The 17,174-nt window shown below is 62.9% G+C and carries 17 protein-coding genes; 3 read left to right on the forward strand and 14 right to left on the reverse strand.

The window, feature by feature from the left end:
• Positions 1 to 20: 20 nt before the first annotated feature.
• Positions 21 to 1,487 carry an IMP dehydrogenase gene (gene guaB / locus VIZ63_RS00385; RefSeq protein ID WP_331607489.1) on the reverse strand — a complete coding sequence of 489 codons (1,467 nt, stop codon included), beginning with the start codon at positions 1,485 to 1,487 and terminating at the stop codon, positions 21 to 23.
• A gap of 195 nt (positions 1,488 to 1,682) precedes the next feature.
• Here guaB and xseA point away from each other — a divergent pair, with 195 nt between their 5' ends.
• Positions 1,683 to 3,053, forward strand: coding sequence for an exodeoxyribonuclease VII large subunit (gene xseA / locus VIZ63_RS00390; RefSeq protein ID WP_331607490.1), 1,371 nt, complete (start codon positions 1,683 to 1,685; stop codon positions 3,051 to 3,053).
• Between the two features lie 3 nt (positions 3,054 to 3,056).
• Positions 3,057 to 3,878, forward strand: a complete 822-nt coding sequence (locus VIZ63_RS00395; RefSeq protein WP_331607491.1) for a peptidoglycan DD-metalloendopeptidase family protein — start codon at positions 3,057 to 3,059, stop codon at positions 3,876 to 3,878.
• Positions 3,879 to 3,886: 8 nt separating this feature from the next.
• On the opposite strand, the gene metX is transcribed toward VIZ63_RS00395, so the two are convergent.
• The 13 genes from metX to VIZ63_RS00460 form a co-directional block, all read right to left on the reverse strand.
• A complete protein-coding gene (gene metX, locus VIZ63_RS00400) occupies positions 3,887 to 4,984 on the reverse strand; it encodes a homoserine O-acetyltransferase MetX (RefSeq protein WP_331607492.1) in 1,098 nt (365 codons plus the stop codon).
• Positions 4,985 to 5,181: 197 nt separating this feature from the next.
• Positions 5,182 to 6,570, reverse strand: coding sequence for a ribosome biogenesis GTPase Der (gene der / locus VIZ63_RS00405; RefSeq protein WP_331607493.1), 1,389 nt, complete (start codon positions 6,568 to 6,570; stop codon positions 5,182 to 5,184).
• 7 nt (positions 6,571 to 6,577) lie between these two features.
• Positions 6,578 to 7,783, reverse strand: a complete 1,206-nt coding sequence (gene bamB, locus VIZ63_RS00410) for an outer membrane protein assembly factor BamB (protein ID WP_331607494.1) — start codon at positions 7,781 to 7,783, stop codon at positions 6,578 to 6,580.
• Positions 7,780 to 8,445, reverse strand: coding sequence for a YfgM family protein (locus VIZ63_RS00415; protein WP_331607495.1), 666 nt, complete (start codon positions 8,443 to 8,445; stop codon positions 7,780 to 7,782). Before VIZ63_RS00415 ends, bamB begins: the two co-directional genes overlap by 4 nt.
• 87 nt (positions 8,446 to 8,532) lie before the next feature.
• Positions 8,533 to 9,846, reverse strand: coding sequence for a histidine--tRNA ligase (hisS, locus tag VIZ63_RS00420; RefSeq protein WP_331607496.1), 1,314 nt, complete (start codon positions 9,844 to 9,846; stop codon positions 8,533 to 8,535).
• A 33-nt stretch (positions 9,847 to 9,879) separates the two neighbouring features.
• Positions 9,880 to 10,764, reverse strand: a complete 885-nt coding sequence (locus VIZ63_RS00425) for a helix-turn-helix domain-containing protein (RefSeq protein WP_331607497.1) — start codon at positions 10,762 to 10,764, stop codon at positions 9,880 to 9,882.
• Positions 10,761 to 11,522, reverse strand: coding sequence for a type IV pilus biogenesis/stability protein PilW (gene pilW, locus VIZ63_RS00430; protein ID WP_331607498.1), 762 nt, complete (start codon positions 11,520 to 11,522; stop codon positions 10,761 to 10,763). The genes VIZ63_RS00425 and pilW overlap by 4 nt, the downstream gene beginning before the upstream one ends.
• Positions 11,519 to 12,667 carry a 23S rRNA (adenine(2503)-C(2))-methyltransferase RlmN gene (gene rlmN, locus VIZ63_RS00435; RefSeq protein WP_331607499.1) on the reverse strand — a complete coding sequence of 383 codons (1,149 nt, stop codon included), beginning with the start codon at positions 12,665 to 12,667 and terminating at the stop codon, positions 11,519 to 11,521. Before rlmN ends, pilW begins: the two co-directional genes overlap by 4 nt.
• Before the next feature lie 56 nt (positions 12,668 to 12,723).
• On the reverse strand, positions 12,724 to 13,155 hold the full coding sequence (gene ndk, locus VIZ63_RS00440) for a nucleoside-diphosphate kinase (RefSeq protein WP_331607500.1): 432 nt from the start codon (positions 13,153 to 13,155) through the stop codon (positions 12,724 to 12,726).
• A 276-nt stretch (positions 13,156 to 13,431) separates the two neighbouring features.
• Positions 13,432 to 13,755: an iron-sulfur cluster assembly protein IscA gene (gene iscA, locus VIZ63_RS00445; protein WP_331607501.1), complete on the reverse strand. Its 324-nt coding sequence runs from the start codon at positions 13,753 to 13,755 to the stop codon at positions 13,432 to 13,434.
• Positions 13,756 to 13,858: 103 nt separating this feature from the next.
• A complete protein-coding gene (locus VIZ63_RS00450) occupies positions 13,859 to 14,248 on the reverse strand; it encodes an iron-sulfur cluster assembly scaffold protein (protein WP_331607502.1) in 390 nt (129 codons plus the stop codon).
• Positions 14,248 to 15,411, reverse strand: coding sequence for an aminotransferase class V-fold PLP-dependent enzyme (locus VIZ63_RS00455; RefSeq protein ID WP_331607503.1), 1,164 nt, complete (start codon positions 15,409 to 15,411; stop codon positions 14,248 to 14,250). The genes VIZ63_RS00450 and VIZ63_RS00455 overlap by 1 nt, the downstream gene beginning before the upstream one ends.
• Positions 15,408 to 16,157, reverse strand: a complete 750-nt coding sequence (locus VIZ63_RS00460; RefSeq protein WP_331607504.1) for an RNA methyltransferase — start codon at positions 16,155 to 16,157, stop codon at positions 15,408 to 15,410. Before VIZ63_RS00460 ends, VIZ63_RS00455 begins: the two co-directional genes overlap by 4 nt.
• Positions 16,158 to 16,324: 167 nt before the next feature.
• On the opposite strand from VIZ63_RS00460, the gene VIZ63_RS00465 reads away from it, so the two are divergent.
• Positions 16,325 to 17,134 (forward strand): inositol monophosphatase family protein, encoded by an 810-nt coding sequence (locus VIZ63_RS00465; protein ID WP_331607505.1) that lies wholly within the window; start codon positions 16,325 to 16,327, stop codon positions 17,132 to 17,134.
• Positions 17,135 to 17,174: the final 40 nt, after the last annotated feature.

The raw sequence follows: 17,174 nt of genomic DNA on the forward strand, positions 1-17,174 counted from the left end.
CGTGGTCAGTCGCCGCTGCGTCATCGGACGCGATAGTTCGGCGCTTCCTTCGTGATCGACACATCGTGGACATGGCTTTCGCGCATGCCCGCGTTGGTGATGCGAACGAAGGAAGGCCGGGTGCGCAGCTCTTCGACGGAGCGGCAGCCGGTGTAACCCATCGCCGCACGCAGGCCACCAGCCAGCTGCAGCAGGATCGTCACCATCGAACCTTTGTAAGGAACGCGACCTTCGACGCCTTCCGGCACGAGTTTCTCGAGTTCGGCGGTTGCGTCCTGGAAGTAGCGATCTTTGGAACCGTGCGACTGCGCCATGGCGCCAAGCGATCCCATGCCGCGATACGACTTGTACGATGCGCCCTGGTACAGCTCGACTTCGCCTGGCGATTCCTCGGTACCTGCAAACAGACCGCCGATCATCACGGAATGCGCGCCTGCAACGAGGGCCTTGGCGATATCACCAGAGAATCGAATGCCGCCATCGGCAATGAGCGGTACGCCCGTTCCCTTGAGCGCGGCTGCGACGTTGGCGATGGCGGAAATCTGGGGCACGCCGACACCAGCGACGATGCGCGTCGTGCAGATCGAACCGGGGCCGATGCCGACTTTCACACCATCTGCGCCGGCTTCCACCAACGCCTTCGCGGCATCCGCCGTAACGATGTTGCCGCCGATCACCTGCTGATCCGGCCAGGCTTCCTTGATCTTGCGAATCATCTGCAACACGCCGGCCGAATGACCGTGCGCGGTATCGACGACGATGACATCGACGCCGGCGGCTATGAGCGCCTCGGCGCGCTGCAAGGTATCCGCACCGGTACCGACCGCAGCACCGACACGCAGAGCGCCGCGTTCGTCTTTCGCCGCGCGCGGGAATTCCGTGGCCTTCTGGAAATCCTTGACCGTGATCATGCCCTTCAGGTTGAAGCTGCTGTCGACCACCAGCACCTTCTCGATACGGTGCTTGTGCAACAACGCGAGGACTTCGATCTTCGGTGCGTTTTCGCGCACCGTGATCAGCCGGTCCTGCGGAGTCATGACCGTCGATACGGGCGCATCGAGCTGGGTCTCGAATCGCAGGTCGCGATGAGTGACGATGCCTACGGCTTTCGAGCCAACGACGACTGGTACGCCGGATATGTTCTTGGCGCGGGTAAGTTCGAGAACTTCGCGAATCGTCTTGTCGGGGCTGATCGTGATCGGATCATGGATCACTCCACTCTCGTACTTCTTCACCCGGTCGACTTCGCGCGCCTGGGCGTCGATGCTCATGTTCTTGTGGATAATCCCCATGCCGCCTTCCTGGGCCATGGTGATTGCAAGACGAGCTTCCGTGACCGTATCCATGGCAGCGGATACGACGGGTAGATTGAGACGGATGGAGCGAGTGACCTGGGTACTAAGGTCGGCATCGCGCGGTAGGAACGCGGAATATGCCGGTACCAGAAGTACGTCGTCGAAGGTGAGCGCTTCCTCGAGAATACGCATGGTGTGCCCACGGCCTGTCGATGAAAGCGCGCCATTGTACGCCGCGATGCTGCGCTGGTAAACCTAAGGATGCGGGATCGATCGTCGAAGTAGCGCAGACCGGCCGGAAATCTCACTTGAGTTCTGGTCAGGTTTTGACTGATGCCGGCGATCGGCCGTTTGTAGCCCGCAGCCCGGACCCTGTAGCCTTCCCGCATGCCTGATCTGCTCACTCCATTGCTGCCCGAACGCGACGTCTACACGCCCAGCCGACTCAACCGCGAAGCCCGTACGATGCTCGAACGCGGGTTCTCGGCACTGTGGATCGAAGGCGAGATATCCAATCTGTCCCGCCCTTCGTCCGGACACTGGTATTTCTCGATCAAGGACGATGCGGCGCAGTTGCGCTGCGCCATGTTCCGGCAGCGTAATCTGCTGGCCCGCTTCAGCCCGCGGGACGGGCAGCGCGTATTACTGCGCGGTCGGGTGAGTCTGTACGAACCGCGTGGCGACTATCAGTTCCTGGCCGACCACATCGAAGAGGCGGGCGAAGGCGCCCTGCGCCGGCAGTTCGAGGCGCTCAAAGCAAAGCTCGCCGCCGAAGGGCTGTTTGCGACCGAGCGCAAGAAGCCGCTGCCACGACTGCCCCGACGAATTGGCGTGATCTCCTCCCCCACCGGTGCTGCCATTCGCGATGTGCTGCATATCCTGCGGCGACGCTTCTGCTCGATCCCCGTGCTGCTCTATCCCGTCGCTGTCCAGGGTGCGGCAGCGGCGCCGCAAATCGTTGCTGCGCTCCAGCGTGCTTCGGCACGCGCCGAGTGCGACGTGTTGATCCTGGCGCGCGGTGGCGGTTCGCTCGAAGACCTGTGGGCCTTCAACGAAGAAAGCGTGGCACGCGCCATCGCTGCCTGTGCGATTCCCGTGATCAGCGGCGTCGGCCATGAAGTCGATTTCACGATCGCGGACTTCGTCGCGGACAAGCGGGCGCCGACCCCTTCCGGCGCTGCCGAACTCGCTGCGCCCGATTGCAACGACTGGCTGCGGCAACTGGCACTGCATTCCCGACGTCTGGCGGCGGCTTTCAGCCGATCGATGGTGGACCGGCGTACCCAGCTCGACTGGCTGCAGCGCCGCATGGCGCAGCGCCATCCTGGCATCGAGCTACGCCAGCATTCGCAGCGACTGGATGAACTCGAATTGCGACTTGCCCGCCTCATGCAGCAGCAACTTCGGCATCGACGGGCTGTCGTGGCTGAACAGGCAGCGCATCTGCGACAAGCCTCACCGGCCGTGCGACTCGCCGCTGTGAAGGGCCGATTGCAGATGGCGCGCTCATCGCTGGAATCAGCGTTGCAGCGTCGATTACAGCACCTGCGGACGCAACTGCGCGTGGCTGTGGGAACGCTGGATGCGATCAGCCCGCTGGCCACGTTGCAGCGCGGCTATGCGATCGTGAGCGATGCGCAGGGCCACGTCGTCACCGATGCACGCACCCTGACGAGCGGTCAGGAGATCCTTGCGCGGCTGGCTACCGGCCGGGTCCGTGCCCGCGTCGAACAGACCCTCGAAGGTTCGGAGGATTAGAGCTTGAACGGTTTTCGACTTCTGCTTGCTTCATTGGCACTGGCTGCGTCAGCGGCGTTCGCAACCGATTTACCGCGTGAGTCGCGCGTTCCGGGCGGCATCGCATTCATCGATGTTACCGGCGGCACGAGCCCACCACGCGTTGTCTATGGCGAGCACCAGACGGCTGTCATTCGTCGCGACGATCGCTGGATCGCAGTAGTCGGAATTCCGCTGGCGACGAAACCGGGAGCACAGACGCTGCAGGTCTACACCGGCACGGGAAAACACGACGTGCCGTTCAATGTCACGGACAAGCAGTATCGAACCCAGAAGCTCACGATCAAGAACCAGCGGCAGGTCGATCCGAATCCCGACGATCTCAAGCGCATCGCCAGCGAGCAGGAGCGCTCGAGCGCCGCGCTGTCGAAATTCACGACGACTGGAATGCCTTCACTGACCTTATTGTCGCCAGTGCCAGGCGTGCGGTCGGATTCCTATGGATCACGCCGCATTTTCAACGGGCAGCCGCGCAATCCGCATACAGGGATGGATATCGCAGCCCCCACGGGCACGCCGATCAAATCCCCGGCGGCCGGCAGCGTCGTCGAAGCCGGCGATTTTTTCTTCAACGGCAATACGCTCTACATCGATCACGGCTACGGCCTGGTCACCATGTACTGCCATCTCGACAGCCTGGCAGTCAAAGCGGGCGATGCGGTGCAGGCAGGCCAGGTGATCGGCAAGGTCGGCGCCACCGGTCGAGTGACAGGGCCGCACCTGCATTGGGGCGTCGCGCTGAACCGCGCGATGGTGGATCCGGGATTGTTTCTGGGCGGCGAGTGATCAACCGATCACAGGCCCTTCAGGAATTCGTCGATCGGCGGTCTGAACCGGTCCATGTCCGCCAGGAACGCGTCGTGCCCCTGCAGTGACGGCAGACGCGCGAACTGCACTTCCCGACCGTCGCTCCGAAGGCCATCTGCCAGTTCCTGCTGCTGCTCGATGGGAAACAGCAGGTCGGTTTCGACACCCATGATCAGCGCGCGCTCGACCCTGAAGCGCTTCAACGCATCGGCCACCGTGCCACCGTGATCGGCGAGATCGAACAGATCCATCGCCCGCGAAACGTAGAGATAGCAGTTCGGATCGTACTGACCGGTGAACTTGATCGCGTGATTCTCGAGGTACGACTCCACTTCGAAATCGATACCGAAAGGATCGCCGGCTTTGCGCTCGGAACTTGCGCGCTCGCGCCCGAATCGCAACTGCCATTCCTTGGCCGAACGGTAGGTGATCATTCCCAGCTTGCGCGCAAGACGCATCCCGGTGACAGGAATGGCGTCGCTGCTGTAGTTGCCCTCGTCCCAGGCCGGATCGCGTCGAATGATCTCCCGCTGCAGCGAGCGCAGCGCGATGGAAAACGGCAGCGAGCGCGCGGCTCCTGAAATCGAAACGACACTGCGGGCTTCGTTCGGGAAGAGCGCGCAATACGCGAGCACCGTCATGCCACCGAGTGACGGACCCACGACGGACGCAAGCTTCCTGATCCCCAGATGCATCACGACTTCATGGCCCGCCCGGGCAATGTCCTCCACGGTCAGCACGGGAAACGTGAGTCGATACGTCTCGCCGGTCGCCGGGTTGACCGACGCTGGCGACGTCGAGCCGTAAGGGCTGCCCAGGGAATTGACGCAGATGACGAAGAAGCGACGTGTATCGATGGGCCGGCCCGGCCCGATCATGTCTTCCCACCAACCGGGCGCAGGATCGTCGCTGGAAGACGCCGCGTGCGCAGAAGGCGACAAGCCCGTGAAGATGAGGATGGCGTTATCGGCGCGGGGCGACAGATCACCCCACGTCTCATAGGCGATCTGCACGTTTCGCAAGGCGCCGCCGCGGCGCATGGCGAACGGCTGATCGAGCTTCAGTATTTTTCGGGCTGAGACCATGCTGGAAATCCGGAAGAGAGACCGCGAAAGACCGTGACCGAACGGGAATCCCACGAGACTTAACGGAGCGATCCGTTTCGATCAGATCATCAGGAGTCTACGAGGAAAGCCGGTGACCCTGCCATCCTCGAAGCGCATCTATACATCCTTTCCTTTTTGCCCCGCGCGATTCGCTTTCGATCACTGCTCGCCTCTTGCTATCTCTTCTTGACCCGCTGCATCAGTCGTTTGCGGCTCTTCACCTGCCGCGGCGTGAGCGTGTTGCGCTTGTCCTTGTAGGGATTTTCGTCGGAACGGAATTCGACCCGCACCGGCGTGCCTTCCAGATGGAAGTGCTTGCGGAACGTGTTGGACAGATAGCGCCGGTACGCATCCGGTACGTGCTGCACCTGGTTGCCGTGGATGACGATGATCGGCGGATTGCGGCCGCCCTGGTGCGCGTAACGCAACTTGATGCGCCGGCCGCGGACCAATGGCGGTTGATGTTGCTGCATCGCGGCTTCCAGCACGCGCGTCAGATCCGGCGTCGCCAGGTCGCGCGTGGCGGCCGAGTAGGCCTTGCCGACATCCCGCATGAGTTCGCCGACGCCCGTACCATGCAGCGCTGAAATGAAATGCACCGGCGCGAAATCCAGAAACGGCAGGCGCAGATCGAGGCCGGTGCGGATTTCATTGCGCTTGTCCGTCGGGATGCCATCCCACTTGTTGACGGCAATGAGCAGTGCCCTGCCCCGCTCGGCCACGAGACCGAAGAGACTCGCATCCTGCTCGGCTACCGTGTCATGCGCATCGATCACGCCGATGACGACGTGAGCATCATCGACGGCCTGCAGAGTCTTCACGATGCTGAACTTCTCGACGGCCTCTTCGACGCGCGCACGACGGCGCACACCCGCTGTATCGATCAGCGTGTAGAGCTGGCCGTCGCGCTGGAAGGGAACGAAGACGGCATCGCGCGTGGTGCCCGGCTGATCGAATGCAATCAACCGGTCTTCGCCGATGAGGCGATTGATCAGTGTCGACTTGCCAACGTTGGGACGGCCGATGACAGCGACGCGAATTCCCTGGTCTTCGAACGCACCTGTGCCCGGCGCGACAGTGAAGCCCGCCAGGGCGCGCTCCAGCAACGCCTTCATACCAGCGCCATGCGCGGCAGAGATCGCCAACGGTTCGCCCAGGCCCAACTGATGGAAGTCGGCTGCCGCCGTGGCGCTGTCGACGCCCTCGGCCTTGTTGGCCACCAGAATCACATCCTTGCCAAGCTTGCGCAGCGTCTGCGCAACGAAGTGATCGGCAGAGGCGCAGCCTTCGCGGGCATCGAGCATGAACAGCACGCGGTCGGCTTCCTGGATGGCGCGCAGCGTCTGCTTCGCCATGAGTTGCTCGATACCTTCCGCATTGACCACCAGACCGCCGGTATCGACGACCAGGTATGGGATCGGCCCGAGCTTGCCGTAACCGTAGTTGCGATCGCGCGTAAGCCCGGGCAGGTCCGCGACGAGCGCGTCCCGGCTGCGGGTCAGGACATTGAACAGGGTCGACTTACCGACATTCGGTCGGCCGACGAGCGCGATGACTGGAAGCATGTTGGCATTAGTCCGTGGCAGCCGTACGCGCGATTTTCGGCGTGGACTTGAAAGCGATCAGTTTTCCGGAATCGGTCTGGACGAACGTTCTGCCATCGTCGGCCGTCGCCGCGTTGGTGATGCGATCGCCGTCCGTCTTCGTGCGCGCGACGATTTCACCTGACGCCTTGTCGAGCCAGTGCAGGTAACCCTCGAAGTCGCCGACCAGCAATGCGTCGCCGTCGAGAGTCGGCGCGGTCAGGCCGCGACGCCGCAGCAGGCTTTGCTCCCACACGACAGAGCCATCGGTGCGCTTCATGGCCACGACGACGCTGTCGGAATTCGTGAGATAAATGATGTCATCGTCCATGGTGAAGCCGCGATAGCTCGAGGCATCGCGCGCCCACCAGATCTGTCCCGAGTCCAGCGCGAGCATGGCCACGCGCCCCTGGAAACCCACCACGAAAATATCGTCGCCCGAGACGTGCGCCGGCGAGTCGATGTCCGACAAGCGCTCCAGTTCCGTACGCCCTTTCGGCGCGTTGACGATCGTGTCCCACAGGACGTCGCCGTTGCGCACATCGACCGCCAGGACGCGACCATTGTCGAATCCTGCGATCACGCGCTCGCCTGCGACGACGGGGGCGGCCGTACCCCGCAGCGTCAGTCGCGGCACCTGTTCATCGACTGCCCAGCGCGTTGCGCCATCGGTCAGCGACAATCCTTCGAGATGACCGTCGACGGTACGGACGATCACCAGATCGTTGACGACCACCGGGCGCGCCAGCACTTCGCTGTTGATGGCTTTGCGCCAGCGCTGTTCGCCCGTCGCGGCATCGAGCGCAATGACATCGCCATCGCTGGAACCGAGGATCACGAGTCCGGCGCCTACTTCAGGACCGGCCGCGAGAGCCAATTTGGTCTTGACCGACCAGCTGCGGCGCCCGTTGGCAGCACTCAATGCGACGACTTCGCCGTCGTGCGATGCCGCATATACGACGCCTTCCGCCACGACCGGACGCAAGGCCAGTCGCAGATTCTTGGAATCGCCGCCCAGTCCGACACTCCACAGCTGATCGACGTTGCGCGCGGCAACGATGTCCGTCAGCTCGGCCGGCGGATCGACATCCTTATCCTTGTCGCACGCGGCCACACCCAGCAACGCGACCAGCACGACCAGCGGACGCGCCCAGCGAACTGCCGGCCATTGCCGATCCCGAAGAGCGTGTGTCATAGCGACCTCTGAACAGCAGACGCCGCCGGCACCACACCGCCGACATCCTGGAGTTTCAACTCGACCAATTGGCGATCGATCGGCGCATCGGCATTCGCCAACGCCGCCGCGTATTCGGCGCGCGCGCCTTCCTTGTCACCTTTCGCAAACAACGCATCGCCGCGGATCTCGCGCGCCAGCGCGCCGAAACCGCCGGCCGTCAGTGGCTCGAGCAGTTTGATGGCATCGTCGTTCTTGCCTTGCTGGACCAGCAGGCGGGCGAGCCGCAGCTGCGCCACGTCGGCCAGCTCGTCGTCTTTCGCGCCATCAGCCACCTTGCGCAACAACGCTTCGGCTTCGGCGTACTTGCCCGCCTCGAACTGCAGCTTGGCCACCGCCAGTCGGCCCTGCGCAGCGTAAGACGAGGAATCGAACTTGCCGGTCAGTGCAGCAAGCGCTTCTTCCGCCCTGGCAACGTCGCGGCTCATCAGTGCCGTCTCGACATCGCGGTACAGCAGCGCGGCGGATTCCGCCTGGCCCTGACGATGCTTGCCCCAGTGGTTCCAGCCGAACAGCAGGGCCACGCCCAGGACGATGCCGCCCAGGATCCAGGCCCAGTTGTCACGCCACCATTCGCGCAGGGCTTCTTCGCGTTCGTTGTCGGATAAGAGTTCGTCGACCATAGGAGTGATTTTTTTCGATGCCGTGATTGATGATGCCCAGAGCGATCAGTGAGCAGGATCAGGTGATAGCGATCACCTGACCGGTCTTCACCGAGTCACTCTCCCCTTCAATTCCTCAGCCAGTGCGTCCCAGGCAACCTCGACCTGTGGTTGCTCGACACGCAGGGACTTCAGACCGACGACGCGGCGTTCGGTTTCCGAGTCCCCAAGAATTAACGCATAGGCGGCGCCGCTCTTGTCGGCCCGCTTCATTTGCGACTTGAAACTGCCACCGCCGCAGTGCGTCTCGATGCGCAGGCCTGCCACGCTGTCGCGCAGGCGTTCCGCCAAGGCCAGCCCCTCGGCTTCCGCGCGCTGGCCGGCGATGACGAAGTAGATATCCGGTGCGTTGGTCGCAGCGCCCACTCCCTGCACACGCAGCAGTTCCACGATGCGTTCCTGGCCGAGCGCCCAGCCCATGGCCGGTGTCGGCTCACCGCCCAGCTGCGTTACCAGACCGTCGTAGCGGCCTCCCGAACACACGGCGCCCTGGGAGCCAAGTTCGGTGGTCACCCACTCGAACACCGTGTGGCTGTAATAGTCCAGACCGCGCACCAGCAACGGGTTCAACACGTACTTGATACCCACGGCGTCCAGATGCCGACGCAGTCCGTCGAAATGCTGCTTCGATTCCTCGTCGAGGTATTCGGTCAGCAGCGGCGCGCCGGCGATGATGTCCTTGAGGTCGGGATTCTTGCTGTCGAGGATACGCAGCGGATTGCCTTCCAGACGGCGCAGGCTGTCCGGGTCCAGCTTCGACTTGTGTGCCGAGAAATACGCGACGAGCTTCTCGCGATGCGCCCGACGCGAGGCCGTCGTGCCCAGCGAGTTCAGGTTGAGCTCGACCCGCTCCACACCCACCGCCTTCAGAAGACGACCGCTGAGCATGATGAGCTCGGCATCGATATCCGGGCCGGGGTAGCCGAAGGCTTCGACGTCGAGCTGGTGAAACTGGCGGAAGCGCCCCCGCTGCGGCTTCTCGTGACGGAACATCGGACCGGCGCACCAGACGCGCTGCTTCTGGTTGTGCAGCAGACCGTTGGAAATCATGGCGCGCACGATGCCGGCGGTGGCTTCGGGACGCAGCGTGAGGGAATCGCCGCTCGGATCGTCGAAGGTGAACATTTCCTTCTGCACGATGTCCGTGAACTCGCCGATCGAGCGCTTGAACAGCCCCGTGTGCTCCACGATGGGAACGCGGATTTCCTGATAGGCGTATGCAGCGAACAGGTCGCGCGCGATCGACTCGAGTCGCTGCCACGCAGCAGCATCACCGGGCAGCACATCGTTCATGCCGCGCACGGGCTGAATGGCCTGGGGCTGCGACACGCTGCCGACGGGTTGGGTTTGATTGGACGTCATCGCAAGAACTTTCGACTCGATCTGATGAATGCGCTACCGAACCGAGCCGTCGGCGGCAACCGTGAAGTGGGCTGCGTCCTTGCCGGCAAGGCGTGGCACGGGAACGGCGCGGTTATTCACATCCAGCGACACCGCTGCGGCCAGTCCCAGCGTCACGCGCAGCGGCGGCTTGCCGGTCAGCGTGCGGGCATCGCCCGCCTGGCCAATGCCGTACATGAGCCGCCGATTCGTCGCGTCGTAGACTTCGACCCACGAGGGTTCCGTAAAGCGCAGCTGCATTGTTACATCATTCCCCGCGTTCGCCAGCGGAGAATCGGCGGCCGCTGGCGGGACGGATGGGACTGGCTCGGGCGGTGTGGCCTGGTTGGTCCCAAGCGCCCCGGGCAGCTGTACGACGGAGCCTGGCTCGGCGTCGGCTTCAGGCATTACGTCAATGGTCTGGGACCCGGATACCGGGCCCGAGTTGGAATCGAGCCGTTTGACCAGCCAGCCTGCGACCGCCAGCAACGCGATGGCAACCACGATGCCAGCGATCATCCGCATCGACGCTCGGGGCGACGGCCTCGCTGGAGACGGCACGGTCACACTCGCGGGGATCGGCGCCGGTGCGATCGGGATGTCCGCCAGCAGCTCGTAGTGAGCAATGATCACTTCGGGCGACAGGCCAACCAGGGTCGCGTACTTGCGCAGATGACCACGCGAATATACCGGCGGACCCAGCAACGCGAAGTTGTTCGACTCGATGGCCTCGACCACCCGCACGTCGAGGTGCAGGTCGTCGGCAATCTGCTGAATCGATACGTGGCGACCGATGCGCGCCGCTTTCAGCAGCTCGCCGGGCGTCGCCGGCGTGCCCTGGGAGGAAGTCGCCGTTTCGGGAATCAGATCGTGGGCCGCACCGCCCGCTTCCATGCTCATCCCGGTTGCCGCCCAGTCTCGAGCAGCTGCTTGGTCTCACCCGAGTTGGGATATTCCAGCCTCAGGCGCTGCGCATAGTTGCTCGCTGACGTCTCGTTGCCCAGCGCATTCTCGACGCGTACCCCGAGCCACAGGACCGATGGCGTGCTCTTGCCGGCCGCCAGAAAGCGCTCGACGAATCCCCGTGCGGACAGGTAACTCTTGTTGCGGAATTCGAGATCCGCCATCTGGTACAGCGCTTCCTGGAAACGCGGCCGCAGAGCCAGTGCCTTGCGGTAGTGAACTTCTGCTGCGGCCAGATCGTTCGCCGCGCTCGCGCAGTTGCCGGCGTTGAGATAGGCCACTTCGGGCGTCTTGTAGAGAGGATTCTCCGCAGCCCGTACGAAGAATTTCTCGCCCTTCGTGTGATTGCCGCGCTTGCAGAGGAGGACAGCGTAGTTATTGAGGATGTCCGGGTTCTGCGAATCGAGCGACACGGCCTTCTCCATGTGCGTCTCGCTCTTCTTCGGCTCGTTGAGCCGGTCGTACAGCAATCCCGCCGCGGCCTGCACCTTCGCATTGCGCGGGTTCTGTTCGACGGCGCGATCGATCTTTTCCTTGGCCATCGCCAGATTGCCTTTGCGGAAATAGTCGATGCCCAGTTCCAGGTTGATTTCGGCCGCTCGTTCCGGCTGCGGCGTGGACCGCGGCTTCTCCGTGGTCGAGCACCCAGCCACGACGGTCAGTAGCAAACCCAGTATCAGGACCCGTCGAATCACGTTTCTACCGCCACGGAAATGAGTTTGGAGCCAAGGCGCACCGTCGTTCTGTCCCGCACGCGTCCGACCAGCTGGCCGCACGCGGCATCGATGTCATCGCCGCGCGTGCGACGCGTTGTCGCAATCACGCCATGCGAATTGCAGATGTCCCGAAAGCGCTCGATCGCGGCAGGCGACGAGCGACGATACTGGGTTCCCGGGAAGGGATTGAACGGAATCAGGTTGACCTTGGCGGGGTGCCCCTGGAGCAGGCGCACCAGCTCAAAGGCGTGTTCTGGCTTGTCATTGACGCCGTCGAGCATCACGTATTCAAACGTGATGCTGCGCGCGTTCTGCTTGTCCACGTACTGCCAGCAGGCATCGAGCAGCTCGGCAATCTTGTGTTTGCGGTTGATCGGCACGAGTTCATCGCGCAGTTCGTCGTTCGGTGCATGCAGCGACACGGCCAGCGCGCAGTTGGTTTCTTCTGCGAGCTTGAGCATCTGCGGCACCAGCCCCGACGTGCTGACGGTGACGCGGCGGCGCGAGATGTCGAAGCCGAGATCATCCATGAGGATTTCGGTGGCCGGCACGACATTGCGATAGTTCGCGAGCGGCTCGCCCATCCCCATGAACACGATGTTGGTAACGACTCGATTGCCGCCCGGCTCGAAGCCGAGCTCGCGAATGGCGAGCCACACCTGGCCGACGATTTCTGCGACGCTCAGGTTGCGATTGAAACCCTGCTGCGCGGTCGAACAGAACGTGCAGTCCATCGCGCAGCCGAGCTGGCTGGAGATGCACAACGTGCCGCGACCCGGTTCGGGAATGAAGACCATCTCGATCGCCTGACTGGTGTCGATCGGCTCATCGGCCCCCGCCTTGCCGCGCAGGGACGCCATCGACAGCAGCCACTTGCGCGTGCCATCGCTCGATACCTGGGTCAGGCGGATTTCCGGTGTGCGGACTTCTGCCACTTCCTTGAGACGCTCGCGAAAAGACTTCGCGAGGTCGGTCATCTTGTCGAAATCGCTTTCCGCGCGCTTGTACAGCCACTTCAACAGCTGGCGCGCGCGGAAAGGCTTCTCGCCCATCTGTTCGATGAACGCCTCGAGATCGCTCCGGGTCAGGCCGAGCAGGTTGGTCTTGGGCGAAGCTGGGTTCATGTGGATTCGGGAAGTCGGCCGGAAGCTAGTAAGACTGCCATCCGGCCGTTCAGTTCTCAGCGCGTCCGCGGGCAGAGATCGGCAGCGGCGAAGAAGTACGAGATCTCGATCGCGGCGTTTTCGGCGCTGTCAGAACCGTGCACGACGTTTTCTTCGATGCTGGTCGCCAGATCGGCGCGGATCGTGCCCTTATCGGCCTTCTTCGGATCGGTGGCGCCCATCAGTTCGCGGTTCTTCAACACCGCGTTCTCGCCTTCCAGCACCTGGACGATGACCGGGCCCGAGCTCATGTACGTGGTCAGATCCTTGAAGAAGGGCCGCTCGCGGTGCACGGCATAGAAGCCCTCGGCCTGAGCCAGGCTGAGCTGCATCATGCGGGCGCCAACGATCCTGAGGCCGGCCTGTTCGAAGCGGCGGTACACCTCACCGATCACGTTCTTCTGAACACCATCGGGCTTAACAATCGACAGAGTGCGTTCGAGCGCCATGGAATCGTCATCCTTTTGACTGGAAATCAGCCACTGAAACAATGAATTAGGGCAGCCCCACCCAAGCGGTGCGCATAAGGGTGCGGAGGGGCCGGATTTGCGCGCGGCGAAGTCTACCCGCCGGGGTCGGCAGCGGCAAGAAAATGAATGGCGACGAGGGGTTAGCGGGAGAGGGCTGACTGGCCTACTGGCTAACCGGCCCACTGGCCAGAGAGGATGGAGGAGGTCGCCACTTCTTCATCCAGCCAGTTGGCCAGTACGCCGGTCAGCCCCTCCTCAGACAGTAAAACTCTCTCCGCACCCGCACTCCCCCTTCACATTGGGATTACGGAAACGGAAGGCTTCATTCAGGCCCTGCTTCACGAAGTCGACTTCGGTGCCGTCGATGAAGCCCAGGCTGTCGCGGTCGACGATGACTTTGACGCCCTGGTTTTCGAAGACGATATCGTCGGCGCCGAGATCATCGGCGTAGTTGACGACATAGGCGAACCCCGAGCAGCCGGTTTTCTTGACGCCGAGGCGCAGGCCAAGGCCATGGCCACGGCGGGTCAGGAAGGTTCGGACGCGATCAGCAGCAGCGGGGGTCAGCGAAATGGACATGGCAGTTAAGGAGTTCAAAAACTATGTCCTGAAGAGTTGAGGGGGATGGCGTTCAAGTCAAGTGCGAATGCCATGCCAATCCGGCATGTCCTCAAACCGGATGCTAGCGGCGGGACCGCCACGCTTCTGCCAACCGGCGCACAGCATCCTCGAGAATCAGCAGGCGGCCGCGCTTTTCGGCCGGAACATCCAGCGCGTCAGCGGCCTCGCGCCAGCTCCAGCTTGCCAGATCGTCGAGCGTGGCGTTACTCAACCGCTCCGAGAGCCATGAAGCCGCAGCCACGCAATGCGGACATCCATAGACCTGAAAGCGCACCTCGGCCAACGCACCTGCAGCAATACGCGCACTGAACTGGAACAACGCGCCCTGCCCGGTACTGCCCGCCCGTGCCTCGATCACATCCGCGGCCGGATCGAAGCACCCCGTATTGCGCGGGTGTTCAAAGTGATCGACGACCAACGGCGAATAACGCGACACAACCGGAACACCCATCACGACACAGGCGCAAGCCGTCGCAGACGCGGCACTTCGCGCTGAATCTCGCGGATCGCCACCTCGACATCGGCATCCGTCGTGAACCGACCGAGACTGAAGCGCAGCGAACTCTGCGCCTGCTGATCGCTGCGACCCAGTGAACGCAACACATACGACGCTTCCTCAGAAGCGGATGAACAGGCTGCCCCCGCGGAGACTGCAAGCCGGCGCAGCGCGAACTGCAGGCTCTCGCCCTCCACACCGAGGAACGTCACGTTGAGGATGCTGGCGACGCGCTGCTCGATGTCGCCGTTGATCTCGGCGCGAGTGGCCGCGCTGATGCCCTGCCACAACCGATCGCGCAGCGCACGCAGACGCGCCATGTCTGCTTCCATCTCAGCCACCGCCAGTTCGAAGGCGAGCCCCATGCCCACGATCTGGTGCGTCGCCAGGGTGCCGGAACGCAGTCCGCCCTCCTGCCCTCCACCCACCAGCAACGGCCGCAGACCGAGTGGCGGCGAGCGGCGGACGTAGAGCGCTCCGACTCCTTTCGGTCCGTGCACCTTGTGCGCATTGAGCGAGAGCAGATCGATATTCATGGCCATCACGTCGACCGCGACTTTGCCCACGCTTTGCGCAGCGTCGCAATGAAAAAGCACGCCGCGCTCGCGACAAAGCCCGCCCATCGCGCCGATGTCGTTGATGACACCGGTTTCATTGTTCACGTGCATGATCGACACGAGCACGGTGTCGGAGCGCAACGCCGCCGCTACCTGCCCGGCGTGCACGATGCCACCCGGGCCGGGCTTGAGAAACGTGACAGTGAATCCTTCGCGCTCGAGCTGCTTCAATGCATCGAGCACTGCCTTGTGTTCTGTCTTTGCAGAAACGATGTGACGACCGCGATCGGCGTGAAACCGTGCGGCGCCCATGATCGCCAAGTTGTCGGATTCGGTGGCGCCAGACGTAAAGACGATGCATTCAGGTCGTGCGCCGACGGCCTGCGCAATCTGCCCCCGCGCCTTCTCGACCAGCGCACGCGCACGACGCCCGAAGTCGTGGCCAGCCGATGATGGATTGCCGTGCACGTTACGCAGGCAATCGATCATGCACTCGACGACTCGCGGATCGACCGGGGTGGTCGCGGCGTTGTCGAGATAGACCGGCAGTTCCTCGGTCACGAATCCTGCTCCTTCACTTCCTGCTTTGGACCCGCCGGACGGCGGCGCGCCTGCACTGCCGTGAGCACTCCGCGCAGGATATTCACTTCGTTCTGGTCCAGTTGCGCACGATTGAACAGACGCCGCACGCGCGCCATCAGCTGGCCACCACCGGTGCGGTCCTTGAAATCAATTTCCTTGAGTACCTGTTCGAAGTGCACGTAGAACCGTGCGACGTCTTCCGCCGGCGCGAGGGGCACATCGCGCTCCGGTGGAGGCGGTACTCCCGGGCGACTGGCGAGCCATATCTCGTAGGTAACGACCTGCACCGCCATGGCCAGATTCAACGAGCTGTAGTCGGGCGCCGTCGGAATCGTCATCAGCAGATTGCAGCGTTCGAGTTCGGCATTGGTGAGTCCGGTCCGTTCCGCACCGAAGACGATTGCCGCAGTTTCCGTTCGCGATGCCTGCACGATCTGGGCACTGCATTCGCGCGGCTCGACCAATTCCCACGGCAGGTGCCGCTGTCGCGCACTCGTGCCCACGATAAGGCCACAGTCAGCAATTGCCTGAGCGAAGCTCTCATGCACTTTCGCTGACTCCAGCACGTCATCAGCACCCGACGCACGGGCGATCGCCTCCGAATGGGGAAACGCCAGCGGCTTCACCAGATGCAGATCCACCAATCCCATGTTTTTCATGGCGCGCGCCACAGCGCCGATATTGCCGGGATGCTGGGGCTCGACGAGGACGATACGTATAGGCATGGCTTACATACGGAAGAAAGTGGGGTGACGAAAGTCACGAGGGTTCTGCCCTGCATGACCCTCGTCACCTTTGTGACTTTCGTCACTTGGCGTCAATGCTATTCTACCCGCCCCCCGAGGTCTCCGCGGCCTCCCGCTCTTTCCCATTCCCGCTCGTTGAGGTTCCCATGCAGCCCCTGCTCAATATTGCTATTCGTGCCGCCCGTCGTGCCGGTGAAATCATCGTACGCGGCATGAATCGCCTGCATCGCCTCGACGTTCAGCGCAAGGGTCAGAACGATTTCGTCTCCGAGATCGACCTGGCTGCCGAGCGGGACATCATCGAGACAATCCGCAAGCACTATCCGGATCATGCGGTCTTCGCCGAAGAGAGCGGCCACAGCGATGGTCGTAACAAGGACAGCGAGTTCACGTGGATCATCGATCCGCTCGATGGCACCACCAATTACCTGCATGGCTTTCCGCAGTTCGCCGTTTCCATCGCCGTGGAGCGCCGCGGACGCGTCGAGCACGGCGTCGTCTACGATCCGCTGCGACAGGAACTGTTCACCACCTCACGCGGCGAGGGTGCGCAGCTCGACGGTCGCCGGATTCGCGTCAGCACGCATGTCGGTCTCGAAGGCTCGCTGATCGGAACCGGCTTTCCCTATCGCTCCAACGTGAGCTGGCTCGACAGCTACATGGCAATGATGAAATCCGTCATGCAACAGACCGCCGGTATACGACGTCCTGGCTCGGCAGCGCTGGATCTCGCTTATGTCGCCGCCGGCCGTCTCGACGCGTTCTGGGAAATTGGCCTCGCACCGTGGGATACAGCGGCGGGAACGCTGTTGATTACCGAAGCCGGCGGAATGGTCGGGACGTTGACCGGCGATGAATACAAGCTGCAGCCGCAGATCGTCGCCGGCACACCCAAGGTGTACATGCCGCTGCTCACCCTCCTCGCCCCGCACGTTCCGGCGTCGCTGCGCGCCTGAGCGCCCCACTGTGTTGTCGCTTTTGTGAAACTGCTCCGTT

It is taken from the genome of Povalibacter sp., assembly GCF_036520495.1.
In the GTDB taxonomy this organism is placed as follows: domain Bacteria; phylum Pseudomonadota; class Gammaproteobacteria; order Steroidobacterales; family Steroidobacteraceae; genus Steroidobacter.

Bases quoted from the DNA above. Each gene is read 5' to 3' on its own strand.
- guaB (WP_331607489.1), bottom strand. From the start codon at position 1,487: ATGCGTATTCTCGAGGAAGCGCTCACCTTCGACGACGTACTTCTGGTA.
- xseA (WP_331607490.1), top strand. From the start codon at position 1,683: ATGCCTGATCTGCTCACTCCATTGCTGCCCGAACGCGACGTCTACACG.
- metX (WP_331607492.1), bottom strand. From the start codon at position 4,984: ATGGTCTCAGCCCGAAAAATACTGAAGCTCGATCAGCCGTTCGCCATG.
- der (WP_331607493.1), bottom strand. From the start codon at position 6,570: ATGCTTCCAGTCATCGCGCTCGTCGGCCGACCGAATGTCGGTAAGTCG.
- bamB (WP_331607494.1), bottom strand. From the start codon at position 7,783: ATGACACACGCTCTTCGGGATCGGCAATGGCCGGCAGTTCGCTGGGCG.
- VIZ63_RS00415 (WP_331607495.1), bottom strand. From the start codon at position 8,445: ATGGTCGACGAACTCTTATCCGACAACGAACGCGAAGAAGCCCTGCGC.
- hisS (WP_331607496.1), bottom strand. From the start codon at position 9,846: ATGACGTCCAATCAAACCCAACCCGTCGGCAGCGTGTCGCAGCCCCAG.
- VIZ63_RS00425 (WP_331607497.1), bottom strand. From the start codon at position 10,764: ATGAGCATGGAAGCGGGCGGTGCGGCCCACGATCTGATTCCCGAAACG.
- rlmN (WP_331607499.1), bottom strand. From the start codon at position 12,667: ATGAACCCAGCTTCGCCCAAGACCAACCTGCTCGGCCTGACCCGGAGC.
- ndk (WP_331607500.1), bottom strand. From the start codon at position 13,155: ATGGCGCTCGAACGCACTCTGTCGATTGTTAAGCCCGATGGTGTTCAG.
- iscA (WP_331607501.1), bottom strand. From the start codon at position 13,755: ATGTCCATTTCGCTGACCCCCGCTGCTGCTGATCGCGTCCGAACCTTC.
- VIZ63_RS00450 (WP_331607502.1), bottom strand. From the start codon at position 14,248: ATGGGTGTTCCGGTTGTGTCGCGTTATTCGCCGTTGGTCGTCGATCAC.
- VIZ63_RS00460 (WP_331607504.1), bottom strand. From the start codon at position 16,157: ATGCCTATACGTATCGTCCTCGTCGAGCCCCAGCATCCCGGCAATATC.
- VIZ63_RS00465 (WP_331607505.1), top strand. From the start codon at position 16,325: ATGCAGCCCCTGCTCAATATTGCTATTCGTGCCGCCCGTCGTGCCGGT.